Below are 24,414 nucleotides of genomic sequence, written 5' to 3' on the forward strand. Positions count from 1 at the left end.
TGGACGGGGGCGGGGGACCCGGCCGATGTTAGATGCTGGGCGGAACGGACCGTTCGGCGGCCACAACCAATGCCTCGATCAGGCCTTCGAGATCGTGCGAAACCGCCTCGGCCTCGATACGGAAACCCAAATGGCGCGCCACCGCCGAGGTCTTTGGTCCGATAGACACGGCGGGCAGGCGCGCTCCTCCGGCTTCGACCCAGCCCCGTGCCGTCGACCCCGACGTGAACGCAACCAGGTCACAGCGGTTGGCTGCAACCATCGACCGCTGGTCGGGGGTCAGCAGCCTGGTGTCGTATACGTCGTGGCGGTCCACGCGCCAGCCCAGCGTCTCGAGCCCGGCCTGAAGGTCTGGGCCTGCGGCCGCCGCTGCCATGAACACCACCCGGCCGTTCCCAGGCCCCACGGCTTCGGCGAGAGCGGCAGCCGTTTGTTTGGCCGGCACCAGGCGCACCTGGAAACCAGCCGATCTGGCAGCATCGGCGGTTGCACCGCCCACCGCGACCAGGCCACTGGGAAGCGTTACATTCAGGGCCGACAACGCCCGCACTCCGTTGACCGACGTCACGGCTACGAGGTCGCTCGGTGTCAGGCCATTGATCGCCGTGGCCAGCGCAGGATCAGGAGGTCGCAAAACGACGCCGAACACGGGCACCGATACGACGTCGGCTCCGGCTGCACAAACCAGGTCGACCAGCTGATGGGCACGATCGGCCGAGCGCGTCACCGCGACACGCAGTCCGGCCAACGTCGACCGAAGCATCAAAGGCGGCCCAACAGTGAGCGGCCCCCACGTCGATTCAGGACCTCGTCGGCAACCGCCAGCCCAACGGTCTCGGCGTCGCGGCCCGAGTCGGCGAACCTGATCGCCTGCGACCCGTCGTCAGCACACAGGATCACCTCGAGCTCGATCAGGTCACCATTCCAGGTGGCCAGGCCGCCGACAGGAAGCTCACAGCCGCTGCCCAAGACCCTCAGCCATGCACGCTCGGCCTCGACCAATGGCCTGACCGACGCGTCGTCGATCTGAGACAGAGCAGCCAACACAGGTTCGTCGTCGGCTCGACACTCGACCGCCAGAGCACCCTGCCCGACCTGCGGCAGGACCGCAAGTGGTTCGAGGTACTCGGCGATGTGGTGTTCCATACCGAGGCGCTGCAACCCGGCAGCAGCCAGAACCACTGCGTCGATGCCGTCGACGCCGACCTTGGCCACGCGTGACGGCACATTGCCTCTCAGCTCTACGAAGTCGAGGTCGGGGCGCAACAAAGCGAGCTGCGAACGGCGCCTGACCGAGCCGGTGGCAACGCGAGCGCCCGCGGCCAGCGCGGCGAGGCTGGACCCGACCAGGGCGTCGCGGACGTCGGCTCGGGCCGGGTAAGCCCCGATGGTGAGTCCGTCGGGTGAGGTCGATGTGAGGTCCTTGGCCGAATGCACCGCCATGTCGGCCCGGCCGTCAAGCACCGCAGCCTGCACCTCTTTGGCGAAAACGCCCCGGCCTCCGATGGCCGATATGGGAGAGGTCTGATCGCGATCGCCGCCCGTGGTCACTATCACCAGTTCGACATCGACGCCGGGCAACGCGCCCGACAACAAGTCTGAGACGAAGCGTGCCTGCCAGAGCGCGAGATCGCTGCCCCTGGTCGCTATACGCAGCTTCACCCGCTACAGCCCGAAGAGATCGCGCAAGCTGTCGGCGAGCCGGTCGCCCTTGGGTGTCCCCGCCGATTCCTTGACGGTGATCGTGGGCTGATGCAACAGCTTTGCGACGAGGCGGTGGGTCAGCTGCTCGACAGCGGCGATCTGGGCGTCGCTGAGATCGCTGAGCGAGCCGAGTGCCCGGTCGATCTCGGCACGCCTGATGGCTTCGGCCTCGGTTCGCAACGAGGTGACCAGAGGGGCAACCTCGCGAGCAGACTTCACGTCGGTGAAGCGGGCCACCTCTTCGGTGACGATGGCATCGACAGCAGCTATCTCGAGAGCACGTTCACGACGACCGGCCGCAGCGAACTCGGACAGGTCGTCCATGTCCAGCAAGGTGACGCCTGGCAGGTCCGACACCGACGGGTCGACATCGCGCGGGACGGCCACATCGACTATGACCAAAGGGTGCCCCCCGCGGCCTTCGACAGCAGCGGCCAGGCCAACGTGGTCGACGATGATCGACGTGGCACCCGTCGAGGTCAACAAGACGTCTACGTCTGTCAGCTCACGACCCAGGTCTGGAAGGCTGATGGCCCTGCCACCGACACGAGCCGCCAGTTCGGCAGCCCGCTGACGGGTGCGGTTGGCAACCAGGACCTCGGCGGCACCGGCACCGGCGAGCGACTCGAGCATTCCGGTGGCCATCTCGCCTGCACCGACGACCATGACCTTGGTGTTGTCGAGGGTGCCGAGGCGCTCGGTTGCCATGGCCACTGCGGCCTGCGAAACCGATGCGATGTTGCGAGCAATGCCTGTTTCGGTGCGGGCACGCTTGCCGCACTCGACCGCGTGGCGAAACAGCAGGTTCAGCGTGGACGAAGCGGTCTCGTTGGCGCGAGCCGTCTCCCAAGCCGTCTTCACCTGCCCGAGAATCTCCGACTCGCCCAACACCGCAGAGTCGAGGCCAGACGTGACCCGGAACAGGTGCCTGACCGCCTCGTCGTCGTAATAGACGTACAGGTGCTCGAGGAGCTCTTCGTGCGACATCTGCACACGATCGGCCATGAGGTTGCGGATGTCGTCGAAGGCCCCGTGGAACCGCTCGGCGACGGCATAGATCTCGGTTCGGTTGCAGGTCGACAAGATCACGACCTCGCCGACGTTGTCGCACTGCCAAAGCCCGTGAAGCGCCTTGTCGACATCGTCGCCACGAATGGCGACGCGCTCGAGCAGGTCGAGCGGCGCGCTTGCGTGATTGACTCCGATTACAAGGATCGACACGGTTCAGACAACCTCAGCCGGGAACACAAGGATCCTACCGGCACCAGCCTGCCGATAGCCATGTGAAGAACAGGGGAAATGCGAGATAGCAGGCGTCATGTGGTTGCCATGTTGCGTTCGAGGTAGAAGCTCAGCACCTGCAGCTCGAGACCCAGGTCGACAGAGCGCAGCGACACGCCTTCGGGAACCGCCACGACCCCTGGGGCGAAGTTGAGAAAGCTCCGCACACCGGCGCGCACAAAGCGATCGACGACCTCTTGGGCCGACGGACCCGGCACGGCCACGACGACGATGCACCCTGGATGTTCGGCAACCAACCCCTCGACCGACGACGGCCCGAACACCGGGATGGCCGAGTCGTCTGCCAGCTTGGATGGGTCGGAATCGACCATCGCCACGACTCGGAACCCCCGGTCGGAGAAGCCCCCGTAGTTGCTGAGCGCCTGCCCGAGGTTGCCGGCCCCGGCGATGATGACAGCGCGGTCGCCGGTGAGCCCCAACTGGCGGTTCATCTGGAACATCAACAACTCGATGTCATAGCCAACGCCACGCGTGCCGTACGTACCCAAGTAGCTGAGATCCTTGCGGACCTTGGCCGCGTTGACCCCAGAACGCGCCGCCAACTCTTCCGAGGAGATCGTCGGACCGTGGCCCGCCGACTCGGCAGCCACATCGGAGAGGACGCGCAAGTACACGGGCAGTCTCGAAACGGTGGCGTCGGGGATCTGGCGATCCATGTCGATCGAAGTTACTCCGATTTCACGAGTTCACAAGCGCGCATCGCTGGGTCTGCGAGCTCACAGCCCGAACACGAACTGCAGCACGGCAGCGACGAACAGCGCCATCAACAACACGGCCAGAACCAGGGTCGTCCATGGTCGCATGAATGCCTCCCGTAACGGCGACGACCAGCGAAGCCTACGAGATGGCTCCGCTGGTCGTGCCTCCCCCAGTTCGAGGGGTTGCCGCTCAGTTGCCGACCATGTCGCGCCAGCCGGGCAGGTCGGGCGCGGTCGGTTCCCAGGTTCGGATGAAGATCTGCAGGGCCCGAATCTGCTCGGAGGTCAGCGGGCCACCGTGATCCTGGCTGTAGGCGCTCATCTGCGACCCGGGCACGCCAACGGCTATCAACAGCTGGATCTGGTCGTCGCTGGCCGACTGCATGAACTGCTGCGAGTTCAACGCGGGCCCGATGAGGCCCTCACCGTTGAGGCCATGACACGAAGCGCACGAGATCGCCCACATCTCCTCGCCTTGCTCGGCCAAGGATTCGAGGTTCTGTTCGCGGGCAGCTTCGCGGTTGGTCGGCTCGAACCAGCGATACAGCGGAAACACTGCCGCCATACACAACATCAGGACGCCACCGACCAGCATCCACTTGTTGGTGGACGTCTCGAGTTCTTCGTCGCCTTGGTATTCGTATCTGGCCATCAGTGCCCAGCCTCCGATGCGCACGCCGGACCGATTGCCGGTGCGTCGATGGTCGTCACGCCCGGCGCCGACCCGTCGATGGTGGTGCCCGTGTCGATGTAGACCAGGCCGTCATCGCCGATCTCGACAGGGAACTTGTCCATGCCCCGCGGAGCGGGCCCGGCCCGATAGTCACCACCCCTGTTGAACTTCGAGCCGTGGCAGGGGCACTCGAACTGTCCCGACGAGGCACAGAACGGAACCCGACAGCCCAGGTGGGTGCACTTCTGCGACAGGGCGACCACGTCTCCGTCGACCTTGACCAGATAGGCCCGAGCTGCCGCCACTTCGACGACGCTGTCGTCGGGAACGGCTTCGGGCTTCACCGCTCGGACCACTCCACCAAAGCCCGCCGTGGGTAGCGGCTTGATGAGGTCCCAAGTGGTCCAGGCGCCGGCACCGGCGATGAAGGCCGCACCCGTCTTCCAGAGGTTGGAGAGGAAACGGCGTCGCTTGATCAGCTCAGTGGTCATAGTACTCCATGCCATTCTTCCCAAGGCCAGACCCACGACCAGTTGGGCCCGCGGAACGCAAAGCCGATGAGGGTCAGGATCACCCAGATGACCAGGAAGGTCGTGAAGGTTGCCACGGCCACCTTGCGGTGACGGGGTTGTACGTATTCGCCGCGATCGACGAAGGGCAGGGCCACCAGACCTAGTGCAATGGCGCCCGGAACCAGCACGCCCGCGATCAGTGGCGGGAACTGGGCCAGCAACTCCTGTAGCGCTGCGAAGTACCAGGGAGCCTTCTCTGGGTTGGGGGTCAGCGTCGGATCGGCATGGCTGCCGAGCGGTGCGTCGAAGAGCACCGCAATGACCAGCACGACCAGCAGGGTGCCGATGGCGACCACGCCGTGCCTGACAAGCAGGTGGGGCCAGACCATCACCATGTCTTCGTCGCCTGGCTCCTTGCGCTCGCCGGCGACGGGCTTGCCGGGGACGATGCCCATGACCCGCCGGCCGTCGATGACCTTGGGTTTGGGGTCGAGGTGTACGGGAACCTCGGTGCTGGTGCCTGGATCAGACATCGGGCTCACTCCTTGATACCTCGAGCATCGAGTCCTTGCGCCAGCGCCACATGTGGAAGGTCAACAAGGTGACGATCATCACCGGCAGCACGGCGACGTGCAGCACATAGAACCGCAGCAGGGTGCTGGCACCGACCACCGGCCCGCCGAGCATGACCTCCTTGACGGTGTCGCCGACGAAGGGAACGAAGCCGGCCATCTCGGTGCCGACTGTGATGGCCCAGAAGGCCAGCTGGTCCCACGGCAGCAGGTAGCCGGTGAACGACATCAGCAGGGTCAGCGCCAGCAGGCCGACACCGATGATCCAGTTGCCCTCACGCGGTGGCTTGTAGGCGCCCCGGTAGAACATCTTGCACATGTGGGCGACCACCGCCAGAACCATCAGGTGGGCAGACCATCGGTGCACGTTGCGGATGTACTGACCGAAGGTGACCTCGGTCTGCAGGGTCTGGATATCCGAGTACGCCTGGTTGGGGGAAGGTACGTAGAAGAACATCAGATACAGGCCCGAGACGATCAGCGAGCCGAACAGCACGGTCGAGATGACCCCGAGGAACCACGAGTAGCGAAACGCGATCTGTTCGCGCTTCATCTTCACCGGATAGAGGTGCATGACGAAGCTCGACCAGTGCGCGGCCGCACGGTCACGTGGTGTCACCCGCCTGGGACTGCGCCAGATCGAGCGACCGATCGGTGTGCTTCGGACCTTGTCTAGAAGGTCCTCACCATCGGCCGCTCTGTCGGTCTCGGAGGGCCGCTCCTCGGCAATTGTCATGTCGGTACTCCCGTTCCTGACCACATTCCGACGGACAGGGCATCTGCTGGACAACGCTCGACACACATGGCGCAGCGAATGCAGCGCTCTTCATCGAGCAACAAGGCCGTGCCGGCGTCTTCGCCGAGCGACGGATCGATCTCGTTCGCGGGCACGAGCGAGATGACATCAACCGGACACACGTCTGCACACAGAGCGCACAGGACGCATTTCTCGGGTTCGAGCAATATGTTTGCGAAGCACCTCAGGCAGCGGCTCGCTTCACACCGGGCCTGCTCGGGGGTGAACCCCATCTCGACCTCGGTCAGTCCGATGCGGCGGCCTGAGGAAATCGTGGGAACCTCGACCCGATCGATGCGGTCGTAGGTGTCCTGGAGACGGTGGAACTGCTCGAGTTTCACCATCTTTCCCATCGATTCTTCGGGCACTTCGCCTCCGAAGGATCGATGGATCGATGCAGCGGCCTTGCGGCCATCGGCAACGGCGTCGATCAGGGTTCGAGGACCCTTGGCGGCGTCGCCTCCCGACCAAACGTCGGCCAGTGAGGTCTGGCCGGTGTTCCAGTCGATCTCGATGGTGCGCCTCGGGCTGACTTCGGGGCCGGCATCGCCGAGGGCCTCGAGATCGATCGCCTGGCCGATGGCCAAGATGATGGTGTCGGCCTCGAACGTCTGGATGTCGGACTCGTCGAAGGTCGGCGAGAAACGACCGTCCTCGTCGAACACCGAAGTGACACCCACGGTCTCGATGCCAACCACGGCACCGTCCTTGGTCAGTATGCGCTTGGGGCCTCTGCGGGGGCTGAAGCTGATGCCTTCGACCTCGGCTTCCTCGACCTCGAAGTCGTGGGCCGGCATCTCTTCTCGCGATTCCAGCGACATCACCCGCACATCTCGGGCGCCGGCGCGAGCCGCCGTACGAGCGACATCGAGGGCGTCGCTGATCGATGCTCGACCCTTGCCGTCGTCGCCGTACACATCGGCACGCAGTGCGGTGCGGGCTGCGTCCATTGCGACGTCACCGCCGCCGACCACCAGCACCCGCTCGCCAACGTCGACCGTGAAGCCACGGTTCATATTGATCAGGAACTCGATGGCCTTGAAGACGCCGTCGGACTGGGCGCCCTCGATATCGAGACCGCGGCCGAGGGTGGCCCCGATGCCCAGGAACACGGCGTCGAACTCCTGGCGGAGTTGTTCGAGGGTGATGTCTTGGCCCAGCCGGGTGTTGTAGCGAACCTCGACGCCCAGATCGACTATGGCCTGTATGTCGCGGGCCAACACGTTGCGATCGAGGCGATACTCGGGGATGCCCAGCCACATCGCGCCGCCGAGCTTGTCGGTGGCCTCGAAGACCGTGACGCCGTAGCCGAGCCGGCGCAGATCGTGCGCCGCGGCCATGCCGGCCGGGCCGCCGCCCACCACTGCGATCCTTTGAGGCCGGTCTTCGTCTGGAGGTGCAACGACCTTGTCCCACGGCGCCTGGCCGTTGTAGTCGTAGGCCCTGGCTTCGGGGCCGTACTGCTCGGTGACGAAACGCTTGAGCGCCCGGATCGCTATGGGCCGGTCGATCTTTCCCCTGCGACACGCGTCCTCACACGGTGCCGCACATACCCGGCCGCAGACCGACGCAAAGGGGTTGGGAAGACGGGCGGTCAGATAGGCCAGCTCGTCTTCACCATCGGCGATGGCCGCCACATACATGCCGGCGTTGGTGTGAACGGGGCACGCCGCCAGGCAGGGGATGTTCTCGTCGTAGAACGACAGCGAATCTGGAATCATCAGATCCGCCGATCGCGGTGGGCGTACCAGAGGGCCCAGATGCCGACCACCAGGCCACCGCCCCACAGACCCAGCCCGATGACGTTCTGGCCGAAGTCGCCGAGCCTGGTCACATAGTCGGTCTTGAGGATCTCGCTGGGGATGTAGACGGTTGCGAGGATGAAGCCGACGACTATGACGGCCGTCTTGAGCCAGGCGTCGAGCCACGGCATCTGCAAGCGATCTACCTGACCGACGATCCTCGGCGCCAACGCATAGACGCCTACACCCGCTGCCACCAACATCGCCAGCAGATAGGTCATGTTGGCCAGACCGGGCAACGAGTTGCCCGTCTCGCCACCGACGATCTCTTCGACCACCGCCGCCGGCGTGACGAATCCGTTGCTGACGTAAGCGACGATCGCGTCGACGTCTCCGTCTGGCAAGGTCGAGAACGCCGGCATCACACCGTTGTAGGTGACACCGTCGACCACCAACTCGCCCTGGCGACCGTTGTTGATGACCTGGCGTACATAGTCGGCCTGGCCTTGAACGTTCGGATTGCCGATCAACGGCGGGAACTGGCCCTCGAGGCCGGCGCCTCGCGGCTGGTGACACGATGAACAGGTGGCGGTGTAGAGGTCTGCGCCCCTGACGAGCAGCTCGTCGGGCACGCCGGGCACGGTCTCGGCCGGCTCTTCGACGGTGCCGTCATCTGTTCCGCCTGTGTCTGTGCCGGTGTCGGTCGTCTCGGTGCCACCATCGTCGGCAGCGAGGTGCTCCTGGGCCATTGCCGAGGATGAGGACAAGCCCAGGGCCACGACGACGACCGCGAGCAATGCCGCGAGCCTCAACCGTGCCCTGGAGCGTCTTTCGGCTTCGAATCGGGTGTGCGCCATGGACTCCAACTCGCGAGTCGTCGGATGGGAAGGGGACGTTCCGGATTGTCACGCTCCTCCCATGTACCAAACAGGGTCTTTTGTCCCTGGTTCGGTCAATCACGCGCGGCGACCATCGCTGAAGCCACAGCCGCGTACGTACGAGGGAGAGGTTCGTGAGCGCACTCGAACAAGACACGGGTGAAGCACACCCTGACGAGGACTTCAAGCCGACCGGGACCGTGTTCCTGGTCGTGGCCTTCGTCGCAATGCTGATCCTTTTGTGGGCATCGGTCTACGTGATCCTCATCAGCCGTGGGGTGACCGGATGACAGCCACCGAAAACAAGGGGCTGGGGGCCGACCCGATCGAACGCAATTGGATGCGGTTCTCGGTGGTGCTGCTGGTCGCATTTGCAGCGACCGTCACCGTCGCCGGTTTCTTCATGGGCTTCACCGTTCCCGGCGCCGACCAAGAGGTCGACCCGCAGACGGTCACCCAGGAAGGGCCATTCTCCGAACCCGGCCTGCGCGAGGTCGCCGAGGGCAAGTACGACGCATACATCGTCGCCCAGACCTTCAGCTACACGCCCGGTCTGCTGGAGATTCCCGTCGGTGCCGAGGTCACCTTCTATGTGACCAGCATCGACGTACAGCACGGCTTCAACATCCGTGACACGAACATCAACATGCAGATCGTCCCCGGGCAGGTCTCGAAGCTGACTCACACCTTCGAAGAACCCGGCGAGTTCCCATTCATCTGCACCGAGTACTGCGGCAGTCAGCACCACGCGATGTTCGGAACCATCAGAGTCGTGTCAGGCACCGGAGCGGAGGGCTAGCAATGACGATCACCGAGAACACGCCGGCCCCTGAACGCAACTGGGACTCCGGCTACGACCTCAGCAAGGGCGAGAAGAACTTCATCGCTCTGCACATCTATATCGCCGTTGCAGCGCTGCTCGTAGGCAGCTTGTTCGGACCCTTGCAGTCGTTCCAGTGGGCCGGCTGGGATCTGTACGAATACCTCGACCCGGTGATCAAGAGCTACTACCAGGGTCTCACCCTGCACGGCGTGCTCAACGCGCTTGTGTGGACCACCTTCTTCATCGTCGGGTTCACCAACCTGACGACCATGAAGGGCCTCGGCAGGTCACTGGCCAAGCCGATCATCAACAAGGTCGGCTTCTATGTGATGGTCGCCGGCCTGTTGATCACGGCCGTGCCGATCCTCGCCAACCAGGCAACCGTCCTCTACACGTTCTACGCACCACTCAAGGCGAGCTGGGCCTTCTATCTGGGCCTCACCCTCGTCGTTGTGGGTAGCTGGATCGAGGGTCTGGGCTTCTACCTGACCCTGGCCCAGTGGCGTAAGGACAATCCGGGCGTACGGTCACCGTTCATCGCCTTGGGCGGTGTGCTGAACGCCGCCATGTGGCAGATCGCGACGCTGGGCGTCGCCGTCGAGATCCTCACGATGCTGTTGCCCTGGTCGCTCGGCCTCATCGACAACACCGATCCCGAGCTCGCCCGCACGTACTTCTGGTTCACCGGTCACCCGCTGGTCTACTTCTGGCTGCTGCCCGCTTACGTCAGCTGGTACGGAATGCTGCCCAAGCAGGCCGGAGGCAAGCTGTTCAGCGACTCGCTGGCCCGCCTGGCCTTCTGGATGTTCCTGATCGTTTCGGTGCCGGTCGGTTTCCACCACCAGTTCGTCGACCCGGGCGTGCCCCAGGCATGGAAGTACATCCACGCCATCTTGACCTACTCGGTGTTCTTCCCCTCGATGCTGACGCTGTTCACCGTCGTCGCCTCGCTCGAGTACGCAGCACGCAAGCGCGGCGGCATCGGCCTGATCGGCTGGGTCAGGGCGCTGCCGTGGAGCGATCCTTCGGTTGCGGCACAGCTGCTGGCCGGCATCTTGTTCATGTTCGGAGGCATCGGCGGTCTCACCAACGCCTCGTACAACCTGAACCTCGTGGTGCACAACACGGCTTGGGTGCCCGGACACTTCCATCTCACCGTCGCCACAGCGGTGACGCTGTCGTTCATCGGCATCAGCTACTGGATGGTTCCGTATCTCACCGGCAAGGCGCTGTGGGGCCCCAAGGTGGCACTGTTCCAGGCCTGGTCGTGGTTCGTGGGCATGGTGATCTTCTCGAACGCCATGCACATGCTGGGCCTGCTGGGCGCACCCCGCCGCACCGCTCTGGGCGACGCTCTGTACGTACCCGAGAGCTGGGACGGCCACCTGCTGCGTGTTTCGATCGGCGGCGCCATCCTGCTGGTTTCGGTCATCACCTACGTCGTGATCATCGTCAGGACCGTGATGGGCAAGCCGGTGCCCGCCGATGAGGTGCCCCAGGTGCCAATCGCCGAGTCGCTGCACGATGCCCAGAACACCCCGGCCTGGCTCGACAGGTTCAAGCCGTGGCTCATCGGTGCCGCCGCCCTGCTGCTCATCGCCTATGGCCCGCAGCTCGTCGACCAGATCGTGAACATGAACCTCAACGCACCAGGATTCAAGCCTTGGTAGAAGCTCGAAATGGCGGTGGGTCGGCGGCTCGGACGACCACCGAGTCGCTGGCTCACCGCCTCGAGCGGCCCATGCGCCGCATCATCGGATCGGCTAGGGCAAACCCTCTTCCCCACGCTGGCACGATCAGCGTCTTCCTTCTGGGTGTGGTGACCTTCACCGGTCTCTACATCACCCTTTTCTTCGAGTTCGGCTTCGACGCCTCGTACTCGGCCGTCGAGGACCTGACCAACCACCCGATCCAGCGGGTGATGCGAGGAATCCACCGGTACTCCTCGGCTGCGCTGGTGCTGACCACGATCGTGCACGCGTGGCGCATCTTCGTCAGCGGCCGGTTCGGTTCGGCTCGCCGGTACCGCTGGCTCACCGGCCTGACAGCGTTGGTCCTGATCTGGCTGGCCGGGGTCACCGGCTATTGGCTTGTCTGGGATCTTCGGGCCCAAGCTCTGGGCGAATCGGTGCAGTCGGTCATCGGCGGTTTCGGTTGGGGTGCCTCCTTCGTGGTCCGCAACATCGTCGGGTCGGGTGCCGGCTCGGGCTCGGGGCTGATGGTGTTCGTGTGGTTCGCCCACGTCATCCTCACCATCGTCATCGGCTTCTTCATGTGGCGTCACCTGCGGCGCAGTCGCCTGCGGTGGGTTCCCCCACGTCACTGGATGATCCTGATGGCCGCAGGCCTGTTGCTATTGGCCATAGCCGTACCTGCCGACCTGCTCGATCACGCCGACCCGGCCCGTCTCACACCGGCGATGCCTCTGGACCCGTTCATCTTGTTCCTGCTGCCCCCGCTGCTTTCCAGCAAGGCCGGCCTGGTGGTGCTGGCAATGACCGCGGCGGTCGTCGCGGCGGCGCTGGTGCCTTGGGTACTCAAAGACCGCTCGCCAGTTGTCGAGGTACTCGAGGACAAGTGCACGGGCTGCGATCTGTGTGTTGCCGACTGTCCCTACATGGCGCTGTCGATGGTGCAGATCGGCGACACCGAGGGAACCCGTGGCCTCGCCGTGGTCGACCCCGACGCGTGCGTTGGCTGCGGCATCTGCCTCGGCTCGTGCTCGTTCGGTGCGCTGGAGCTTCCGGGCTTCGACTCACACGCCGTCGAACTGGTCGATCCTCAGGGCAAACAGGTCGTCGTGACCTGCGAGCGGCACCTGCGTACCAACCGTGTACCCAGCGACGACCAGCACACCGTGGTCGCGGTTCGCTGCACCGGAATGTTCCACGCCCAGGCTGTCGGCGACCTGATGCGCCGCGGCGCCGAGTCGGTTCAGATCGTCGGATGTGCGCCGGGCGAGTGCGCCTACGGAATCGGCAACGAGCTGACCCACGATCGCCTCGGAGGGCAAAGAGCACCGCATCTTCAGCGGGCGTTCCAAGGCTCGGTCGCCGAAGACTACGTCGCGTTGGGCGATCTGGCGCTGGCTGTGAAGAGTCCGGGTCTTCACCCCGCCACCGACGCCAGCCACATGCCTGCCGGACGTCGCACCCGCGTTGCCGCTGCGGCCGTCGTGATGTTGTCGTTGTTGGGGGTCGGGCTGGCCACGCTGATCCCGTTCGACGGCGCTTCGGCAGATGCGGCCGTTCGGGTCGTGGTCGATCACACCCCCGGTCGCCAGATCACCGGACAACCGTCGCCCAGCGGTGTGGTGGGCCAGCCCGTCGCTGTGGTCGTGACCGTCGACGGGGTGGCGATGGGATCCAAGGCGGTCCCCCGGTCTGGAACCAGCGCCGTCGGGGTGATCGACTTCGACCTCGATCCCGGAAGCTACGACCTCGTCGTGGAACTACACGAAGGAAACACCGTCACCACGCTGTTCTCGGGTCCCGCGGTCGTCGAAGCCGGACGGCGTGTCTTCCTGGAAGCCATCGATGAGCCGCCACCACCGGGCGCCGACGAGGGCAGGGCCATCTTCAACGACAACCGCAGAGGCGGCTGCTCGGCATGTCACTCGGTGGCACCGGGCGACGACCGTCCGGTTGCGCCTTCGCTGGGTGGCATCGCCGATCGCGCCGGTCAGCGCATCCCTGGGATGACCGCGCAAGAGTATCTGCACGAATCCATCGTCGACCCCAACGCCTATATCGTCGATGGCTTCAGGGCCGGTCAGATGCTTCCCATCTACCAAGACCGGCTGACGCCAGAAGAGATCGAGTCCTTGATCGAATACCTTCTGACGCTTGGAGGTACCTCGTGAACCCCCGCAGGCAGAACTCAGGCTTCCTGGAAGATCTCCTCGGTGCCGACGCCGTCGACGCCGTCGACCGATCGGGTTCCGAAGATGTTCCCCTCGTCGTCGACGGTGTAGCTGCCGGTTCCGGTGCTGGTGTCTTCGTCGGAGGCGATGGTGCGCCACTGCACCACGAAGCGATCGCCGGTGAGGGTCCCGGTGCCGGTCAGCAGAGCTCCGGTGACCAGCCAGTCGATCTCGTAGACGTCCTCGGTGTCGGTGGCCCTGATCACAACGGTGCCCGAGTACTCCGAGCCGACGACGTCGACGCCGTTGACGGTGTAGGTGCCGACCAGTCCCGGACCGTCGACGACCTGCCTGCCGGGGATGGCGCACCCGCCCAGCGGGGTGGCCAACGAGATGGCGGCAGCGAAGGCGACGGCTCTGACGACTCTTCTGGTGGGCCTGGATCTCAGCATGCAGAGCAAGGTAACCAACGAAGCAGCCTTCGCCGATGGGCGAAAGTCCCGATCGTGGTGTTCTCCACGGTGTTCTTCGGGGCGATAGCGTTCGCCATCATCCAGCCCATCAAGGTGCTCCCCCGCGAAAGGCCGGCGCCAGGTTTCTCGCTGACGGACCAAGCCGGCGACGCCTACACCAGCGAAACCGGGCGGGGTTCGATCACGCTTTACACCTTCCAGCCGCTCGACTGCACCGGCGAGTGCGCCCGCATTCCCGACACGATGGCCGCCGTCTTCTCCAGGGTCGACAGCGAGGTGAACCTCAGCGAGATCGAGTTCAAGATGGTCACCATCGCCTTGGCAGACCAGCCCTCCACCAGCAGTCTTCAGCAGGCCGCCGCGTCCACGGGTGCCGACGGGCAACGCTGGTCATGGCTCGGCGGGTCATGGGACCAGGTCAAGTCGTTGGTGGGTTCGGGTTTCGGCCGCTATTTCGACCGTGTCGAGCCGGGCCAGAACGCCATCGGCAGCGTCGAATCGGGAGACATCACCTTCGATCCCGGCTTCGTCCTGGTCGACGGCAACGGCGTTGTCCGCGGCGAATATCGCTATCAGACCCTCTCCAACGATGCCGACAAGCTCGTGAGCCACGTGGGGCTCCTGGCAGACGAGGCGCGCCTGTCGAAGGGGGCGGCTTCGCTGGCCTATGAGGCCGCCCATCTCTTTGCCTGCTATGGCTGATACACACATCACGATGGAAACCACCGCCGAGACCGACACCACACCCGGACCCGCTTCGGCTCCTGTTGCCTCGAGAGCCAAGACCCTTGGCCTCAAGCTCGCGCTGTTGGTGGCCGTCATCATCGCGGCCCTGCTGACCGCACAGTTCGCACTTCCACGGCTGTTCGCCATGTTCGGTCCGCACAGCTTTGCCGGCACCACCTTTTCGGGCGACGTTGCCGCCGCTCCTCTCGATGGGCTGCTGTTCGACGACGGCCAGCCGGCCAGCCTCAGCCCCTTCGAGGGCGATGTGGTGATGATCTATTTCGGCTACACCTACTGCCCCGACGTGTGCCCCACGACCCTCGACACGGCAGCTCGCGCCATAGAGGGCCTTGGCGACGATGGCGAAGACGTACACCTCATCATGGTCACCGTCGACCCCGAGCGCGACGGCCTGGGCTCGCTCGGCGAATACGTACGGTTCTTCAACCCCGGTTTCCTGGGGGCAGGCGGCGAGGTCGAGGCCATCGACCGGGTGGCGTCGGCCTATGGCGTCTTCTACCAGTTGGACGAGCCCGCCGCCGACGGCAGCTATGCGGTCAACCACACAGCTTCGTTGTTCGGGATCGATCGCAACGGAAACCTCGCTGTCGTGTGGCCGCCTACCGTCGAGCGCGACGATCTACGCGACGATCTGAAGGAGCTGTTGTGAAGCGCCGATTCGCCCTGGCGACTGCCTGCGCCTTGTCAGGCGCGATGGTCGGCGCTTGCGGCTCTGGCGACTCGGGCGATCTCACCGTTGCCGAGGCGTGGACCAGGGCCACCCCGCCTGGGGCCGAGGTCGCAGCGTTCTATCTGACTGTCGACAACGGAGCCGACGCGCCCGACGAATTGTTGAGCGCCACGTCGCCTCGGTGCGCGATGGCAGAACTGCACCGCAGCGAGGTCGTCGACGATCTGATGCAGATGGGGCCTGCCAATGCCCAGGACCTCACCGTCGACGCAGGCCAGGAGATGGTGTTCGAGCCGACGGGCCTGCACGTCATGTGTATGGGCATGACCGAGCCGATCGTCGACGGAGATCAAATAGAGCTGACCCTCGAGTTCGCCAACGCTGGTCGCGTCGTCACCACGGTCACGGTCGGCGAGCCCTAGTCGCCCGCCGGCGCCAGAATCACCTCGGCGCCTATGTCCAGCTTCAGCTCGGCAGCCGCAGATTGTTGCTGCACAGCCAGACACAACATTCCGTGCACGTCGGGTGCCAACCCGATGCGACCATCGGGTATGTCTGCCACCGACGCATAGACCTGAACCGTGCGATGTTGGTCACCAAAGGACGCAACCACCGTAGGGCCGATGTGCGACACGGTCTCGGAATCGATGTTCAGCTGGATCTTGCCGTAGTGGTCGACCCACATGACCTCGGCGATGACCTGTTCGTTCTCGAGTCTGGGCATGGGTACCAGCGACGGCAGCAACGAGCTCGGGTCGACAGCGGGACCCAACTCGGAGATGTCTACGCCGTTGCAGACATGGGCGGCCGCAGGCACCAACACGTCGCGCAGCGGGCAGGTCTGGCCCGGGCTCGGCAGCCGATGCATCTCGGAGGTGATCTCGTGACACCTGCCCGCTCCGCCCACCACGGCAACGGCGGCTGCGAGAAGCCCATTGTCGGGACCCATCAACACGGCAACACCGTCGCCAACCTCGACGGCGATAGATCTGCGAGCCGCCGAGCCGTCCGGGTCGACCGACGCGACCACCACGCCAGGCACGATGTATGGCGCACTGCGCGCAAGCATCAGACTGCCCGACCGCACGTCGTGGGCAGGCACCTCGTGGGCCAGGTCGACGACGGCGACCGAGGGGGCAATGTCGCGAACGATGCTGTGCGCAACACCGATGCTCTCGTCGACGCGTCCTCGGTCGGTGAGCAGGGTGACGGTTTCGTAGTGGCGGGACATCGCCGCTGACGTTATCGGCCCCCGAGCTGGCGCGATCTCGCCGCGGCAGCGGATACCGCATCCAGGAACGCCGATCTGACGGCCTTGGCCTCCAGTGCTGCCAGGCCTGCGGCCGTGGTGCCCCCGGGGCTGGTCACGTTGCCTCGCAGGGCGGCCGGGTCGGCTCCCTCGGTCAGCAGCATCTTGCCGGCGCCTGCGATGGTGTTGAACGCCAGGGTCGAAGCGAGGTCGCGGGGCAAGCCGTTCAGCACACCGGCCTCGACCATCGCTTCGGCCACCATGAACAGGTAGGCGGGCCCACTGCCCGACAGGCCCGTGACTGCGTCGAGCAGGCCCTCGTCGACTCGAACGGCTGCCCCAACGGCGCCCAGAATGCCCAACGCCCACTCGACGTCGGCGTCGGTGGCGGCCTTGCCGGGCGCAAGCGCAGACGCGCCCATTCCGACCAGCGCAGGCGTGTTGGGCATGGCTCGGACCGCGGCTACTCCATCGCCCAAAGCCGACTCGAGAGTGGCCAACGTGACCCCGGCTGCAATCGACAACACTCGTGAAACACCAGCGCTCGCCAGCTGACGGCACACCAGCTCGACATAGTGGGGCTTCACAGCGACTATGGCCCCCGAGCAGGCCCCGACGGTGTCAGACGTCGACACCCCGTGGGTGTCTTCCAGCTCGGCCCTCCGTGCCGCCACGGGCTCGACGACCACGACAGAACCTGGGTCTGTGCCAGCGCTGAGCAAGCCGCCCAGCAGGGCCTCGCCCATCTTGCCGCCGCCGACTATCTGGAGTTCAACCGGGTCTGTCGAGCCGTTCATGTCGCCGACAGTACCGCCAAAGGACGGATCGGGCGCCCGCCCTACTTCCCCGATCGACCAGCGCCCGATCCGTCTGACGACATTGTATGAAACAGATCGAAAGTTGTCAAGAAGCCATGAAGGGGTCGGATTGATCTTGAGATCCTCAGTCCTTGAATCGTGATGCAAAGCCAATTCGAAGAAGCGGCTTGAACCAGCGTTCCACGGCCTCGTAGATGGTTCCGAGAATCCGATCGAGCTCGAACCCGTCGACGGTGTGATAGCCGATCTCGCCCTCGATGAATACGGCGTCCTCGGCACCTATCGAGAACCGGGCGCCCGACAGCTTGTTGTTCCATCGAAGCAGGGTCTCGTAGGCCAGGAGCTGGTTTTCTTCGGGTGCTGGTGCGAAGTACGACTCGAACGACAGTGTTCGCTGGCGCAGTGTCAGCCACACGGCGGTGATATCTCGCTCGTCGCCGGCCATCCTGACGAACCACCGATAGCGCTCGTCTGGGTCTACTCCGACGGCTACGACTGCGTCGTTCTCGGCGAGCTGCTCGCTCAACCAGGAATCGATGAACGCAGCCACCTCGGACATCTCGGGAACGGAAGCGGGATCTCGGAACATGATGCACAAACCCTATTCGTGCGGGCAGCCGGGTGTCCCACCCCCTGTTTAGGGTTTGTGGCGTGACAGAGGTGCGGGTGGTGCTGAGCGGCGCCGACGAACTCGAGGTGATGGATGTCGCCGGGCTAGAAGCTGAGCTCGGCGGTGTTCGTCGTGTGCGAGCTCGTTTGGACGGCCACGAAGCTCGTTTGCTTAGCGCGTTGACCAAGGCGCGTCAGAGGGCCGCGAACCGGCGAGGTAAGGAGCCCGATCCCGAAGCTAAGCCAGAGTCGGAGCAGAACGATAAGCCCAAGCCGATTCCTGGGCCGCCGGCGCCGTCGCGTAAGGCCCAACGCGAAGCCGAAGCCAGGTCACAGCGTCTAGCGACGAATCCCGATGTTGCGGAGGCGTTGGAAGCAGGAGACATCAACTCCGAACAGGCCGACTACCTGACCAACACCGACCTACCCGACGAAATCAAAGCCCGACTCTTGGCAGAAGCGATGGGCCAGTCGGCGGATGAGACGAGGGCGGCGGTTCGTGAGGCCGAACGCGAACAAACCCGCGAGGACCCTGAAGAGCGGCTGGCCCGTCAGCGTCGACGCAGGCGTGGGTCTTGTGGGATCGACGATGAAGACATGATCTGGTTCAAAGCCACCCTCGACCCAGTCACCGGTGCCGCGTTGAAAGCCGAATACGACCGCCGCGAACGCGCCGCGTTCCACCACGACATGCGAACCATCACAGACCCGCGAAAGCGGCGCAGCCATCAGCAGCGTGGTGCAGACGTGATCGCAAGCATGCTCACAGACGGACTCCTCCCGGCAGCCGACCAAGCCGACCCCACCGCGGGTGCCAAGGAGAAGGCTGCTGGTTGTGTGAACCTGATCATCGACATCGACCAACTCGCCAAACCCGACGGATCGGCTTACACGATCGACGGAACCCAAATACCAGCATCGATCGCACGTTCGATGCTGTGTAGGGCCCAGATCAATGCTTGGTTTCAGCAGGCGGACAGGCGGCTGCTGGATCTGGCATATGACGTCGAGTACGCCACACCAACACAGAAGCTGGCCCTGGCCGTCCGCGACAGCACATGCAGATGGCGGCACTGCAACACCGAAGCCGCGCGATGTGAGGCCCACCACCTACACCACCGCGAACACGGCGGAACGACCAACCTCGACAACCTCGCGTTGCTATGCCCACACCACCACGACCGGCTCCACGCCACGAACGCACGACTCGTCATGGGAGACACACCAGACCACTGGCGACTCGAGGACAGCCACGGCACCATCATCAGCGAATGGACCAAACCACCACCACGAAAACAGAAACCGAAGGCCAAACCACCAAACCAGGCGGCCTGAGCCGGGCTTGGCAGAACGGTGCTGCGCCCCTCTAGCTGCAGGTCACCAGCTCGACCGCACCCAAGCGGTCGAATACTTCCAACACGGCGTCGGCCGCCGCACCCCAAGTGAAGTCGAGCGACCTGCGGTACGCGGCCGCACCCATCGGGGAGCTCTCGGCTTGGTCGAGCACCCGGTCGATGCCCCTGGCAAACGCCGGGGCCGTTCGGTCCGCCACAAGCACACCAGACCGGCCATGGTCGACAATGGTGTTGAGGCCGCCGACAGCAGTGGCCACCACGGGTGTCCCGCACGCCGATGCTTCCAGTGCCACCAGCCCGAACGATTCGCTGCGGCTGGGCACCACCACCACATCGGCAGCGCGGTAGAACGACGACAGCAGGTGATGCGGCTGCGGATCGAACCATCGAACCTGGCCTGCGATGCCCAACTCCGAACAACGACGGTGCAACTCGGCGACATACTCCTCGCCACCCACGCCTGAGGGGCCGCCGACAACCACCAGTTGAGGGCGATGCTTCGACCGGGCCACTGCCTCTATCGCCAGGTCGACCCCTTTGAGCGGCTGAAGCCGGCCCGCAAACAACACGGTCGGCTTGTCGGCAGCCAGCCCCAGGGCGCTGCGGGCAGCCCAACGCCGCCCCGGCGAGAAGAAGGCGTGGTCGACCCCAGGCGTGACGAACTCGATGCGCCCCCGAGCCTGCTCGTGATGATCGAGCAATTCGAGAGCCTCGGTCTCACAAGAGGCAAAGACCGCATCGCTGCAGCCGATGATGGCCCGCTCAGTGTCGATTCGAAACTGCGGTTCGTCGTCTCCTTTGGCCCGCTTGACCGCTCCCAGGGTGTGGAAGGTCACCGCCAAAGGAATACCCAGCTCGTGCTTGAGCCGATGGCCCACATCGGCCGAGAGCCAATAGTTGGCGTGGATCGCCTCGATCGGATAATCGCGGATTCGGTCGAGCATTGCCGAGGTGAAGGTGCCGACGATGGCCGGAAGGTCCTCTTTGGCCAGGTCGTAACCGCCGGCGGTGATGTGGTGAAGAAACAGCCCCGGCTCGACCTGCACGACGTCTGGCTGACCCTCATGAACCCGTCGCGTGAACACGTGGCAATCGACGCCTCGATGGGCCATGGCGGTGGCCAGTTCGCGCACGTAGACGTTCATTCCACCGCCATCACCTGACCCGGGCTGAACCATCGGGGAAGTGTGGAGAGATATGACGCCTATCGATCGCACAACAGGAGCAACGTAGCAGCCCCTCGCCAAATTCCCGACTTCGCCGATCGGCTTTAGGCGATTCAGTGACGAGCGGGCTAGACGCGCACGTCGTCTCGGCGGGCGATTTCCTCTTCGATCTGGTCCAGTCGTTGCTGCACCAGCCGCCGTTGCACCGAGATGCGAGCTTCCTCGGCCTCGAGCCTGACGACCAGCTCACGCAATTCGGTGCGACTGAACGTACCGACATCGAGCAGCCGAACCGGCGACACTACCGTGTCGAGATCGACCGAATACTCGGGATCGATATCTATGTCGGGCGCCGCCACACCGGGCATCCCATGGCTGTTGCCGTGCTCTGACAGAACCTCGGGTAGACGTCGGATGATGTCGCTGAGGTCGCTGCGCTGACGCCCGGCAGCACGGGCGTCGAGCTCGGAACGAGCGACATCGACGCGGCTCTGCGCTACGCGCCGCAGATACGAAACCTGCTCCTCGACGGCGGTCAGACGATGGCGGCGCTCGGCCAGCTCGTCGCGCGAAGCATCATCGAGGTCGGCGACCGCATCTGGTGACATCGCGTATTCGAGTTCTGGATGGGGCATGGCGTTCAACCTTCGCTGGTCTCAGACAACAGTCCTGTCGGAGGTTGGGCCCCAGACCTTGAGAAGACGCGGCTTATAGCGTCGGCGAGATCGATTCGATGTATCGGCCGATGAAGAACGCCCAGATCGGCGCCAGGCACAGCAGGCTGTCGATGCGGCGCAGCGCCGGAGCAACGACGTCGGCACGGGGCAGCAGCAGGCCGGCCAGAATCACACCCGCGGGCATCAGGACAACCGCCGCAGCGCCGAACCTGAGGCCGGCCGCCTCGTCGAGCGGAGGCACGCCGATGGATACGAGCGCGAACGACACGACCGCAACACCGATGGCCCCGGCGACCGGACCTTCCCAGAACTGGGGCGAACCGGCCCCGATCAGATAGTGGCCGGCGTCGTAGATGGCCGACAGCGACAGGAGCCACACCGCAGCACCGACCTCGTAGCGGTACACCAGAACGAAGCTGGCCGACGCAATCGAGATCGCCAACCACGACTGGATCGTGAACCCGGCGTCTTCGACCGGCGACGAGTGCATGGTTCTCTGCACACTGGCACCGAGCAAGGTGACCACAACCCCCGCGATCAGCAGCGCACCAACCGCAGCGGTGTGAACCGCGGCGGCGGGCGCCGACAGGCCACAGACCAACGCCGCCAGGTAAGCGTCTGCGCGGCGGCCGGCCTCGATCCATGACGCGCCCAGCTGATAGCCGGCGACGGCCGACACCACGCCCAGCACCATGGCCACCGGCCACATTCCCAGCCACATCGCTCCGGACATGACACCGAACCAGGCCAAGCCCATCGGGATTTGGCGGGTTGCCGGCGTGGGCTGCCACCACCACCGGTTCGATCGCGCCACCTTGCGCCGGCCCTTGGCCTTGGAGCGAGCAGCCCCTTGGGAGCGCCGGCCGTCGGGCCTGCGCTGCGCAGTCGTACTCACCCGCCAGAAACCGGGGGCAACACGGCGACCTCATCGCGGTCGCCCACCACCATGTCGTACTGGGCAGGGTCGCCGTTGAGCCAGACCCTGCTGTGCTCGACAACGGTGGCAAACCCGGCACCCCACATATCGATCGCCTGGTCGAGGACACCGCCGACAGTCGTGGCATCGAACTGGGCCGTCGACGTGCCAGCGGCCTCTCGGGCCTGAGCGAACAGACGAAGCGTTGCCATTTGTGCCGAGCCCTCCTGCCGCAGTAGTAGCCGACGGCGATGGATGACCAGCGTAGCGAGTACCTTCGCAGGCCATGACGGAGCTGCTGATCGTCAGGCACGGCCAATCGGAGTGGAACGAGATCGGGCGTTGGCAAGGACAATCCGACCCGCCCCTCACCGAACTGGGTCGCCGAGAGGCCGCAGCTGCGGGCGCCAGCCTGGCAGCCGGGGCCATGGGCGAGTTCGACTCGATCTGGGCGTCGGATCTGTGGCGAGCCGTCACCACCGCCAACCTGATCGCCCAGGCGTTGGGCCACGAGATCGTTTCGACCCACTGCAAGATCCGCGAACGTTTCGCCGGCCCGTGGGAAGGGCTGACCCGAGAAGAGATAGAAGCCGGCTGGCCCGGCTATCTAGACCAGCGGATGCGTCCGGAGGGGTTCGAGTCTGACGACAGCCTCACCCAGCGGGCGATGGCAGGTCTGGAGGACATTGCCGAGCGCACAGCTAGGGCCGTTGTTGTGGCTCACGGCGGAGTCATCAGATGCATCGACCGCCACCTGGGGCTGCAAGGCCGCTCAATCGCCAACCTGGCCAGCAGATTGCTGACCCGAGACTCGTCGGGCTGGTCCATCGTAGATGGCCCCGATCTGGCTGCGGGCACCGACACCGGCCTCGAGTAGCGATCGGGCAGACCAGGGTCGATCAACTGCGGACGGTCAGTCGTTGTCGGCGATCCAACCCGTCAGAGCACCCGGGTCGGCGTCGCCGGCACCTAGGGCTCCGAGTGTCGCCTCGACCCTCATCATCTCACCCTCGACACGCTCGAGCAGTGCGACATCTGGCGCCGCGTCGAGATCTATGTCGGCTTCGGCAGAAATATCTGGAGGCTGCGACGAGGTGTTCACCCGGGCGATCGTATCGGGCCCAGATGATTGCTAGCGTCTCGGGCTGGTCGCCCCTGTGGCCAAGTAGGTAAGGCAGCGGACTTTTAATCCGACGATCGTGGGTTCGAGTCCCACCGGGGGCACGGCGGCGGTGTTCTATGACACCAGCGTCAAGGTGTGGCGCATGCGGGAGTGGTGGTCGCGCTGGTCGCCCACCGAGGAGTCACGCCGTCGCTTCGAGCGGCTTGCAGCGATGGCGCGGCGGCGGGCGAACTCGGCCTCGACACCCTCAGACATCGCCGAGGCGGCCAACGCCCGGTGCTCGGCCGACAGCTCGCGGATGCGATCTCGAGCGTCGTCATATGCGGAGTGTTGCTCGTCGACACGCCTGGCTCGGCCGCTGCTGGGGTGGCGGCGGGTGCGCTGGATCGAACGTGGACGGCCCAGCTCGTCGAAGAGCTGGCCGTCGAAGAGGGTGTCCGGAGAGAACACGTCGTCTTGGTCGGCGCCGGGGGTGGTGCGTTCGTCCATGCCACAAGTCATACATAGGGGGTGGGACAACGTCGCGGACCCTCGGCCCGATTGTGACGAAAGTCAGCGGCCCGTATGCCCGAATCCGCCTTCGCCACGCTCGGTCTCGTCGAGTTGGTCGACCTCGACCCAGTCGACGGTCTCGAACCTCTGCACCACCAGCTGGGCTACGCGTTCACCCGCGCGCACCGTATAGGCGTGGGTCGGGTCGGTGTTGACCATGATGACTTTGATCTCGCCCCGGTAGCCGCTGTCGATGGTGCCCGGAGCATTGAGAGTGGTCAGCCCGTGTTTGGCCGCCAGCCCAGAGCGGGGGTGCACCAAACCGACGAAACCATCGGGCAGCGCTATTGCAACGCCTGTCGGCACGATGGCCCGCCCTCCGGCGGGCTCGATCACCACCTCCTCCACCGACACCAGATCGGCTCCGGCGTCGCCGGGTTTGGCGTAGGCGGGAACCTCGGCCAGAGGATGCAAACGGCGTATCTCGATGGCGACCACGGCGGGCGAGCCTAGCGGCCACGACAGGTCCGGATTCGGGAACCCGGCCGAAGCCGCCT

Annotated in this window: 30 protein-coding genes and 1 tRNA gene; 10 read left to right on the plus strand and 21 right to left on the minus strand. The window is 65.0% G+C overall.

Annotation, left to right across the window (positions count from 1 at the left end; translation table 11 throughout):
• Positions 1 to 28: 28 nt before the first annotated feature.
• From R2770_11060 to R2770_11105, 10 genes are all read right to left on the minus strand, one after another.
• Positions 29 to 763: a uroporphyrinogen-III synthase gene (locus R2770_11060; protein MEZ5281001.1), complete on the minus strand. Its 735-nt coding sequence runs from the start codon at positions 761 to 763 to the stop codon at positions 29 to 31.
• Positions 763 to 1,662, minus strand: a complete 900-nt coding sequence (hemC, locus tag R2770_11065; GenBank protein MEZ5281002.1) for a hydroxymethylbilane synthase — start codon at positions 1,660 to 1,662, stop codon at positions 763 to 765. Before hemC ends, R2770_11060 begins: the two co-directional genes overlap by 1 nt.
• Before the next feature lie 3 nt (positions 1,663 to 1,665).
• Positions 1,666 to 2,925, minus strand: a complete 1,260-nt coding sequence (locus R2770_11070) for a glutamyl-tRNA reductase (protein MEZ5281003.1) — start codon at positions 2,923 to 2,925, stop codon at positions 1,666 to 1,668.
• A gap of 95 nt (positions 2,926 to 3,020) precedes the next feature.
• Positions 3,021 to 3,662, minus strand: a complete 642-nt coding sequence (locus R2770_11075; GenBank protein MEZ5281004.1) for a redox-sensing transcriptional repressor Rex — start codon at positions 3,660 to 3,662, stop codon at positions 3,021 to 3,023.
• Positions 3,663 to 3,894: 232 nt separating this feature from the next.
• Entirely contained in the window at positions 3,895 to 4,356 is a 462-nt protein-coding gene (locus R2770_11080) for a cytochrome c (protein ID MEZ5281005.1), read from the minus strand.
• Entirely contained in the window at positions 4,356 to 4,868 is a 513-nt protein-coding gene (locus R2770_11085) for a ubiquinol-cytochrome c reductase iron-sulfur subunit (protein ID MEZ5281006.1), read from the minus strand. The genes R2770_11080 and R2770_11085 overlap by 1 nt, the downstream gene beginning before the upstream one ends.
• Complete coding sequence (locus R2770_11090) at positions 4,865 to 5,422, minus strand: hypothetical protein (protein ID MEZ5281007.1); 558 nt, start codon at positions 5,420 to 5,422, stop codon at positions 4,865 to 4,867. Before R2770_11090 ends, R2770_11085 begins: the two co-directional genes overlap by 4 nt.
• Positions 5,415 to 6,197 (minus strand): cytochrome b N-terminal domain-containing protein, encoded by a 783-nt coding sequence (locus R2770_11095; GenBank protein MEZ5281008.1) that lies wholly within the window; start codon positions 6,195 to 6,197, stop codon positions 5,415 to 5,417. The genes R2770_11090 and R2770_11095 overlap by 8 nt, the downstream gene beginning before the upstream one ends.
• Positions 6,194 to 7,978 carry an FAD-dependent oxidoreductase gene (locus R2770_11100; GenBank protein ID MEZ5281009.1) on the minus strand — a complete coding sequence of 595 codons (1,785 nt, stop codon included), beginning with the start codon at positions 7,976 to 7,978 and terminating at the stop codon, positions 6,194 to 6,196. The genes R2770_11095 and R2770_11100 overlap by 4 nt, the downstream gene beginning before the upstream one ends.
• Positions 7,978 to 8,856: a cytochrome c gene (locus R2770_11105; protein ID MEZ5281010.1), complete on the minus strand. Its 879-nt coding sequence runs from the start codon at positions 8,854 to 8,856 to the stop codon at positions 7,978 to 7,980. Before R2770_11105 ends, R2770_11100 begins: the two co-directional genes overlap by 1 nt.
• A gap of 155 nt (positions 8,857 to 9,011) precedes the next feature.
• Between R2770_11105 and R2770_11110 the strand changes: the two genes are divergently transcribed.
• Genes R2770_11110 through R2770_11125 form a run of 4 tightly spaced genes read left to right on the plus strand, consistent with a single transcriptional unit; the run spans position 9,012 to position 13,562 of the window.
• Positions 9,012 to 9,167 carry a cytochrome c oxidase subunit 2A gene (locus tag R2770_11110; GenBank protein ID MEZ5281011.1) on the plus strand — a complete coding sequence of 52 codons (156 nt, stop codon included), beginning with the start codon at positions 9,012 to 9,014 and terminating at the stop codon, positions 9,165 to 9,167.
• Positions 9,164 to 9,676: a cytochrome c oxidase subunit II gene (locus R2770_11115; protein ID MEZ5281012.1), complete on the plus strand. Its 513-nt coding sequence runs from the start codon at positions 9,164 to 9,166 to the stop codon at positions 9,674 to 9,676. Before R2770_11110 ends, R2770_11115 begins: the two co-directional genes overlap by 4 nt.
• A 2-nt stretch (positions 9,677 to 9,678) precedes the next feature.
• A complete protein-coding gene (locus tag R2770_11120; protein ID MEZ5281013.1) occupies positions 9,679 to 11,370 on the plus strand; it encodes a b(o/a)3-type cytochrome-c oxidase subunit 1 in 1,692 nt (563 codons plus the stop codon).
• Positions 11,364 to 13,562, plus strand: coding sequence for a cytochrome b N-terminal domain-containing protein (locus R2770_11125; GenBank protein MEZ5281014.1), 2,199 nt, complete (start codon positions 11,364 to 11,366; stop codon positions 13,560 to 13,562). Before R2770_11120 ends, R2770_11125 begins: the two co-directional genes overlap by 7 nt.
• A gap of 17 nt (positions 13,563 to 13,579) precedes the next feature.
• Here R2770_11125 and R2770_11130 read toward each other — a convergent pair whose 3' ends face one another.
• Complete coding sequence (locus tag R2770_11130) at positions 13,580 to 14,014, minus strand: hypothetical protein (protein MEZ5281015.1); 435 nt, start codon at positions 14,012 to 14,014, stop codon at positions 13,580 to 13,582.
• Positions 14,015 to 14,068: 54 nt separating this feature from the next.
• On the opposite strand from R2770_11130, the gene R2770_11135 reads away from it, so the two are divergent.
• The 3 genes from R2770_11135 to R2770_11145 are packed head-to-tail and all read left to right on the plus strand — an operon-like array spanning position 14,069 to position 15,874.
• A complete protein-coding gene (locus R2770_11135; GenBank protein MEZ5281016.1) occupies positions 14,069 to 14,737 on the plus strand; it encodes an SCO family protein in 669 nt (222 codons plus the stop codon).
• A gap of 13 nt (positions 14,738 to 14,750) precedes the next feature.
• Entirely contained in the window at positions 14,751 to 15,431 is a 681-nt protein-coding gene (locus R2770_11140) for an SCO family protein (GenBank protein MEZ5281017.1), read from the plus strand.
• Entirely contained in the window at positions 15,428 to 15,874 is a 447-nt protein-coding gene (locus R2770_11145) for a copper chaperone PCu(A)C (GenBank protein ID MEZ5281018.1), read from the plus strand. Before R2770_11140 ends, R2770_11145 begins: the two co-directional genes overlap by 4 nt.
• Here R2770_11145 and R2770_11150 read toward each other — a convergent pair.
• The 3 genes from R2770_11150 to R2770_11160 all read right to left on the minus strand — a co-directional run bounded on the left by R2770_11150 (position 15,871) and on the right by R2770_11160 (position 18,108).
• Positions 15,871 to 16,683 (minus strand): SAM-dependent chlorinase/fluorinase, encoded by an 813-nt coding sequence (locus tag R2770_11150; protein MEZ5281019.1) that lies wholly within the window; start codon positions 16,681 to 16,683, stop codon positions 15,871 to 15,873. The genes R2770_11145 and R2770_11150 overlap by 4 nt on opposite strands.
• A gap of 11 nt (positions 16,684 to 16,694) precedes the next feature.
• On the minus strand, positions 16,695 to 17,498 hold the full coding sequence (proC, locus tag R2770_11155; GenBank protein ID MEZ5281020.1) for a pyrroline-5-carboxylate reductase: 804 nt from the start codon (positions 17,496 to 17,498) through the stop codon (positions 16,695 to 16,697).
• Between the two features lie 145 nt (positions 17,499 to 17,643).
• Positions 17,644 to 18,108, minus strand: a complete 465-nt coding sequence (locus R2770_11160) for a YbjN domain-containing protein (GenBank protein ID MEZ5281021.1) — start codon at positions 18,106 to 18,108, stop codon at positions 17,644 to 17,646.
• A gap of 62 nt (positions 18,109 to 18,170) precedes the next feature.
• On the opposite strand from R2770_11160, the gene R2770_11165 reads away from it, so the two are divergent.
• Positions 18,171 to 19,463, plus strand: coding sequence for a hypothetical protein (locus R2770_11165; protein MEZ5281022.1), 1,293 nt, complete (start codon positions 18,171 to 18,173; stop codon positions 19,461 to 19,463).
• Between the two features lie 31 nt (positions 19,464 to 19,494).
• On the opposite strand, the gene R2770_11170 is transcribed toward R2770_11165, so the two are convergent.
• The 4 genes from R2770_11170 to R2770_11185 form a co-directional block, all read right to left on the minus strand.
• Entirely contained in the window at positions 19,495 to 20,661 is a 1,167-nt protein-coding gene (locus tag R2770_11170) for a glycosyltransferase (GenBank protein ID MEZ5281023.1), read from the minus strand.
• A gap of 116 nt (positions 20,662 to 20,777) precedes the next feature.
• A complete protein-coding gene (locus R2770_11175) occupies positions 20,778 to 21,284 on the minus strand; it encodes a hypothetical protein (protein MEZ5281024.1) in 507 nt (168 codons plus the stop codon).
• A gap of 73 nt (positions 21,285 to 21,357) precedes the next feature.
• Positions 21,358 to 22,221, minus strand: coding sequence for a hypothetical protein (locus tag R2770_11180; protein MEZ5281025.1), 864 nt, complete (start codon positions 22,219 to 22,221; stop codon positions 21,358 to 21,360).
• Positions 22,218 to 22,454, minus strand: coding sequence for a MoaD/ThiS family protein (locus R2770_11185; protein ID MEZ5281026.1), 237 nt, complete (start codon positions 22,452 to 22,454; stop codon positions 22,218 to 22,220). The genes R2770_11180 and R2770_11185 overlap by 4 nt, the downstream gene beginning before the upstream one ends.
• A 74-nt stretch (positions 22,455 to 22,528) precedes the next feature.
• Between R2770_11185 and R2770_11190 the strand changes: the two genes are divergently transcribed.
• Complete coding sequence (locus R2770_11190; GenBank protein ID MEZ5281027.1) at positions 22,529 to 23,119, plus strand: histidine phosphatase family protein; 591 nt, start codon at positions 22,529 to 22,531, stop codon at positions 23,117 to 23,119.
• Between the two features lie 36 nt (positions 23,120 to 23,155).
• On the opposite strand, the gene R2770_11195 is transcribed toward R2770_11190, so the two are convergent.
• Positions 23,156 to 23,344, minus strand: a complete 189-nt coding sequence (locus tag R2770_11195) for a hypothetical protein (protein ID MEZ5281028.1) — start codon at positions 23,342 to 23,344, stop codon at positions 23,156 to 23,158.
• A gap of 49 nt (positions 23,345 to 23,393) precedes the next feature.
• On the opposite strand from R2770_11195, the gene R2770_11200 reads away from it, so the two are divergent.
• A tRNA-Lys gene (locus R2770_11200) sits at positions 23,394 to 23,466 on the plus strand.
• A gap of 13 nt (positions 23,467 to 23,479) precedes the next feature.
• Here the strand turns inward: R2770_11200 and R2770_11205 are convergent.
• On the minus strand, positions 23,480 to 23,854 hold the full coding sequence (locus R2770_11205) for a hypothetical protein (protein ID MEZ5281029.1): 375 nt from the start codon (positions 23,852 to 23,854) through the stop codon (positions 23,480 to 23,482).
• Positions 23,855 to 23,917: 63 nt separating this feature from the next.
• Entirely contained in the window at positions 23,918 to 24,355 is a 438-nt protein-coding gene (gene dut, locus R2770_11210) for a dUTP diphosphatase (GenBank protein ID MEZ5281030.1), read from the minus strand.
• Positions 24,356 to 24,414 lie beyond the last annotated feature (59 nt).

This window comes from Acidimicrobiales bacterium (genome assembly GCA_041394185.1).
Classification (GTDB): Bacteria; Actinomycetota; Acidimicrobiia; order Acidimicrobiales; family Poriferisodalaceae; genus JAAETH01.

Coding starts and splice junctions, on each gene's coding strand:
- R2770_11190 (MEZ5281027.1), top strand. CDS start 22,529: ATGACGGAGCTGCTGATCGTCAGGCACGGCCAATCGGAGTGGAACGAG.
- R2770_11105 (MEZ5281010.1), bottom strand. CDS start 8,856: ATGGCGCACACCCGATTCGAAGCCGAAAGACGCTCCAGGGCACGGTTG.
- R2770_11120 (MEZ5281013.1), top strand. CDS start 9,679: ATGACGATCACCGAGAACACGCCGGCCCCTGAACGCAACTGGGACTCC.
- R2770_11060 (MEZ5281001.1), bottom strand. CDS start 763: ATGCTTCGGTCGACGTTGGCCGGACTGCGTGTCGCGGTGACGCGCTCG.
- R2770_11085 (MEZ5281006.1), bottom strand. CDS start 4,868: ATGACCACTGAGCTGATCAAGCGACGCCGTTTCCTCTCCAACCTCTGG.
- R2770_11095 (MEZ5281008.1), bottom strand. CDS start 6,197: ATGACAATTGCCGAGGAGCGGCCCTCCGAGACCGACAGAGCGGCCGAT.
- R2770_11160 (MEZ5281021.1), bottom strand. CDS start 18,108: ATGTTCCGAGATCCCGCTTCCGTTCCCGAGATGTCCGAGGTGGCTGCG.
- R2770_11140 (MEZ5281017.1), top strand. CDS start 14,751: ATGGAAACCACCGCCGAGACCGACACCACACCCGGACCCGCTTCGGCT.
- R2770_11185 (MEZ5281026.1), bottom strand. CDS start 22,454: ATGGCAACGCTTCGTCTGTTCGCTCAGGCCCGAGAGGCCGCTGGCACG.
- R2770_11130 (MEZ5281015.1), bottom strand. CDS start 14,014: ATGCTGAGATCCAGGCCCACCAGAAGAGTCGTCAGAGCCGTCGCCTTC.
- R2770_11115 (MEZ5281012.1), top strand. CDS start 9,164: ATGACAGCCACCGAAAACAAGGGGCTGGGGGCCGACCCGATCGAACGC.
- R2770_11100 (MEZ5281009.1), bottom strand. CDS start 7,978: ATGATTCCAGATTCGCTGTCGTTCTACGACGAGAACATCCCCTGCCTG.
- R2770_11170 (MEZ5281023.1), bottom strand. CDS start 20,661: ATGGTTCAGCCCGGGTCAGGTGATGGCGGTGGAATGAACGTCTACGTG.
- R2770_11175 (MEZ5281024.1), bottom strand. CDS start 21,284: ATGCCCCATCCAGAACTCGAATACGCGATGTCACCAGATGCGGTCGCC.
- proC (MEZ5281020.1), bottom strand. CDS start 17,498: ATGAACGGCTCGACAGACCCGGTTGAACTCCAGATAGTCGGCGGCGGC.
- R2770_11090 (MEZ5281007.1), bottom strand. CDS start 5,422: ATGTCTGATCCAGGCACCAGCACCGAGGTTCCCGTACACCTCGACCCC.
- R2770_11150 (MEZ5281019.1), bottom strand. CDS start 16,683: ATGTCCCGCCACTACGAAACCGTCACCCTGCTCACCGACCGAGGACGC.
- R2770_11205 (MEZ5281029.1), bottom strand. CDS start 23,854: ATGGACGAACGCACCACCCCCGGCGCCGACCAAGACGACGTGTTCTCT.
- R2770_11080 (MEZ5281005.1), bottom strand. CDS start 4,356: ATGGCCAGATACGAATACCAAGGCGACGAAGAACTCGAGACGTCCACC.
- R2770_11075 (MEZ5281004.1), bottom strand. CDS start 3,662: ATGGATCGCCAGATCCCCGACGCCACCGTTTCGAGACTGCCCGTGTAC.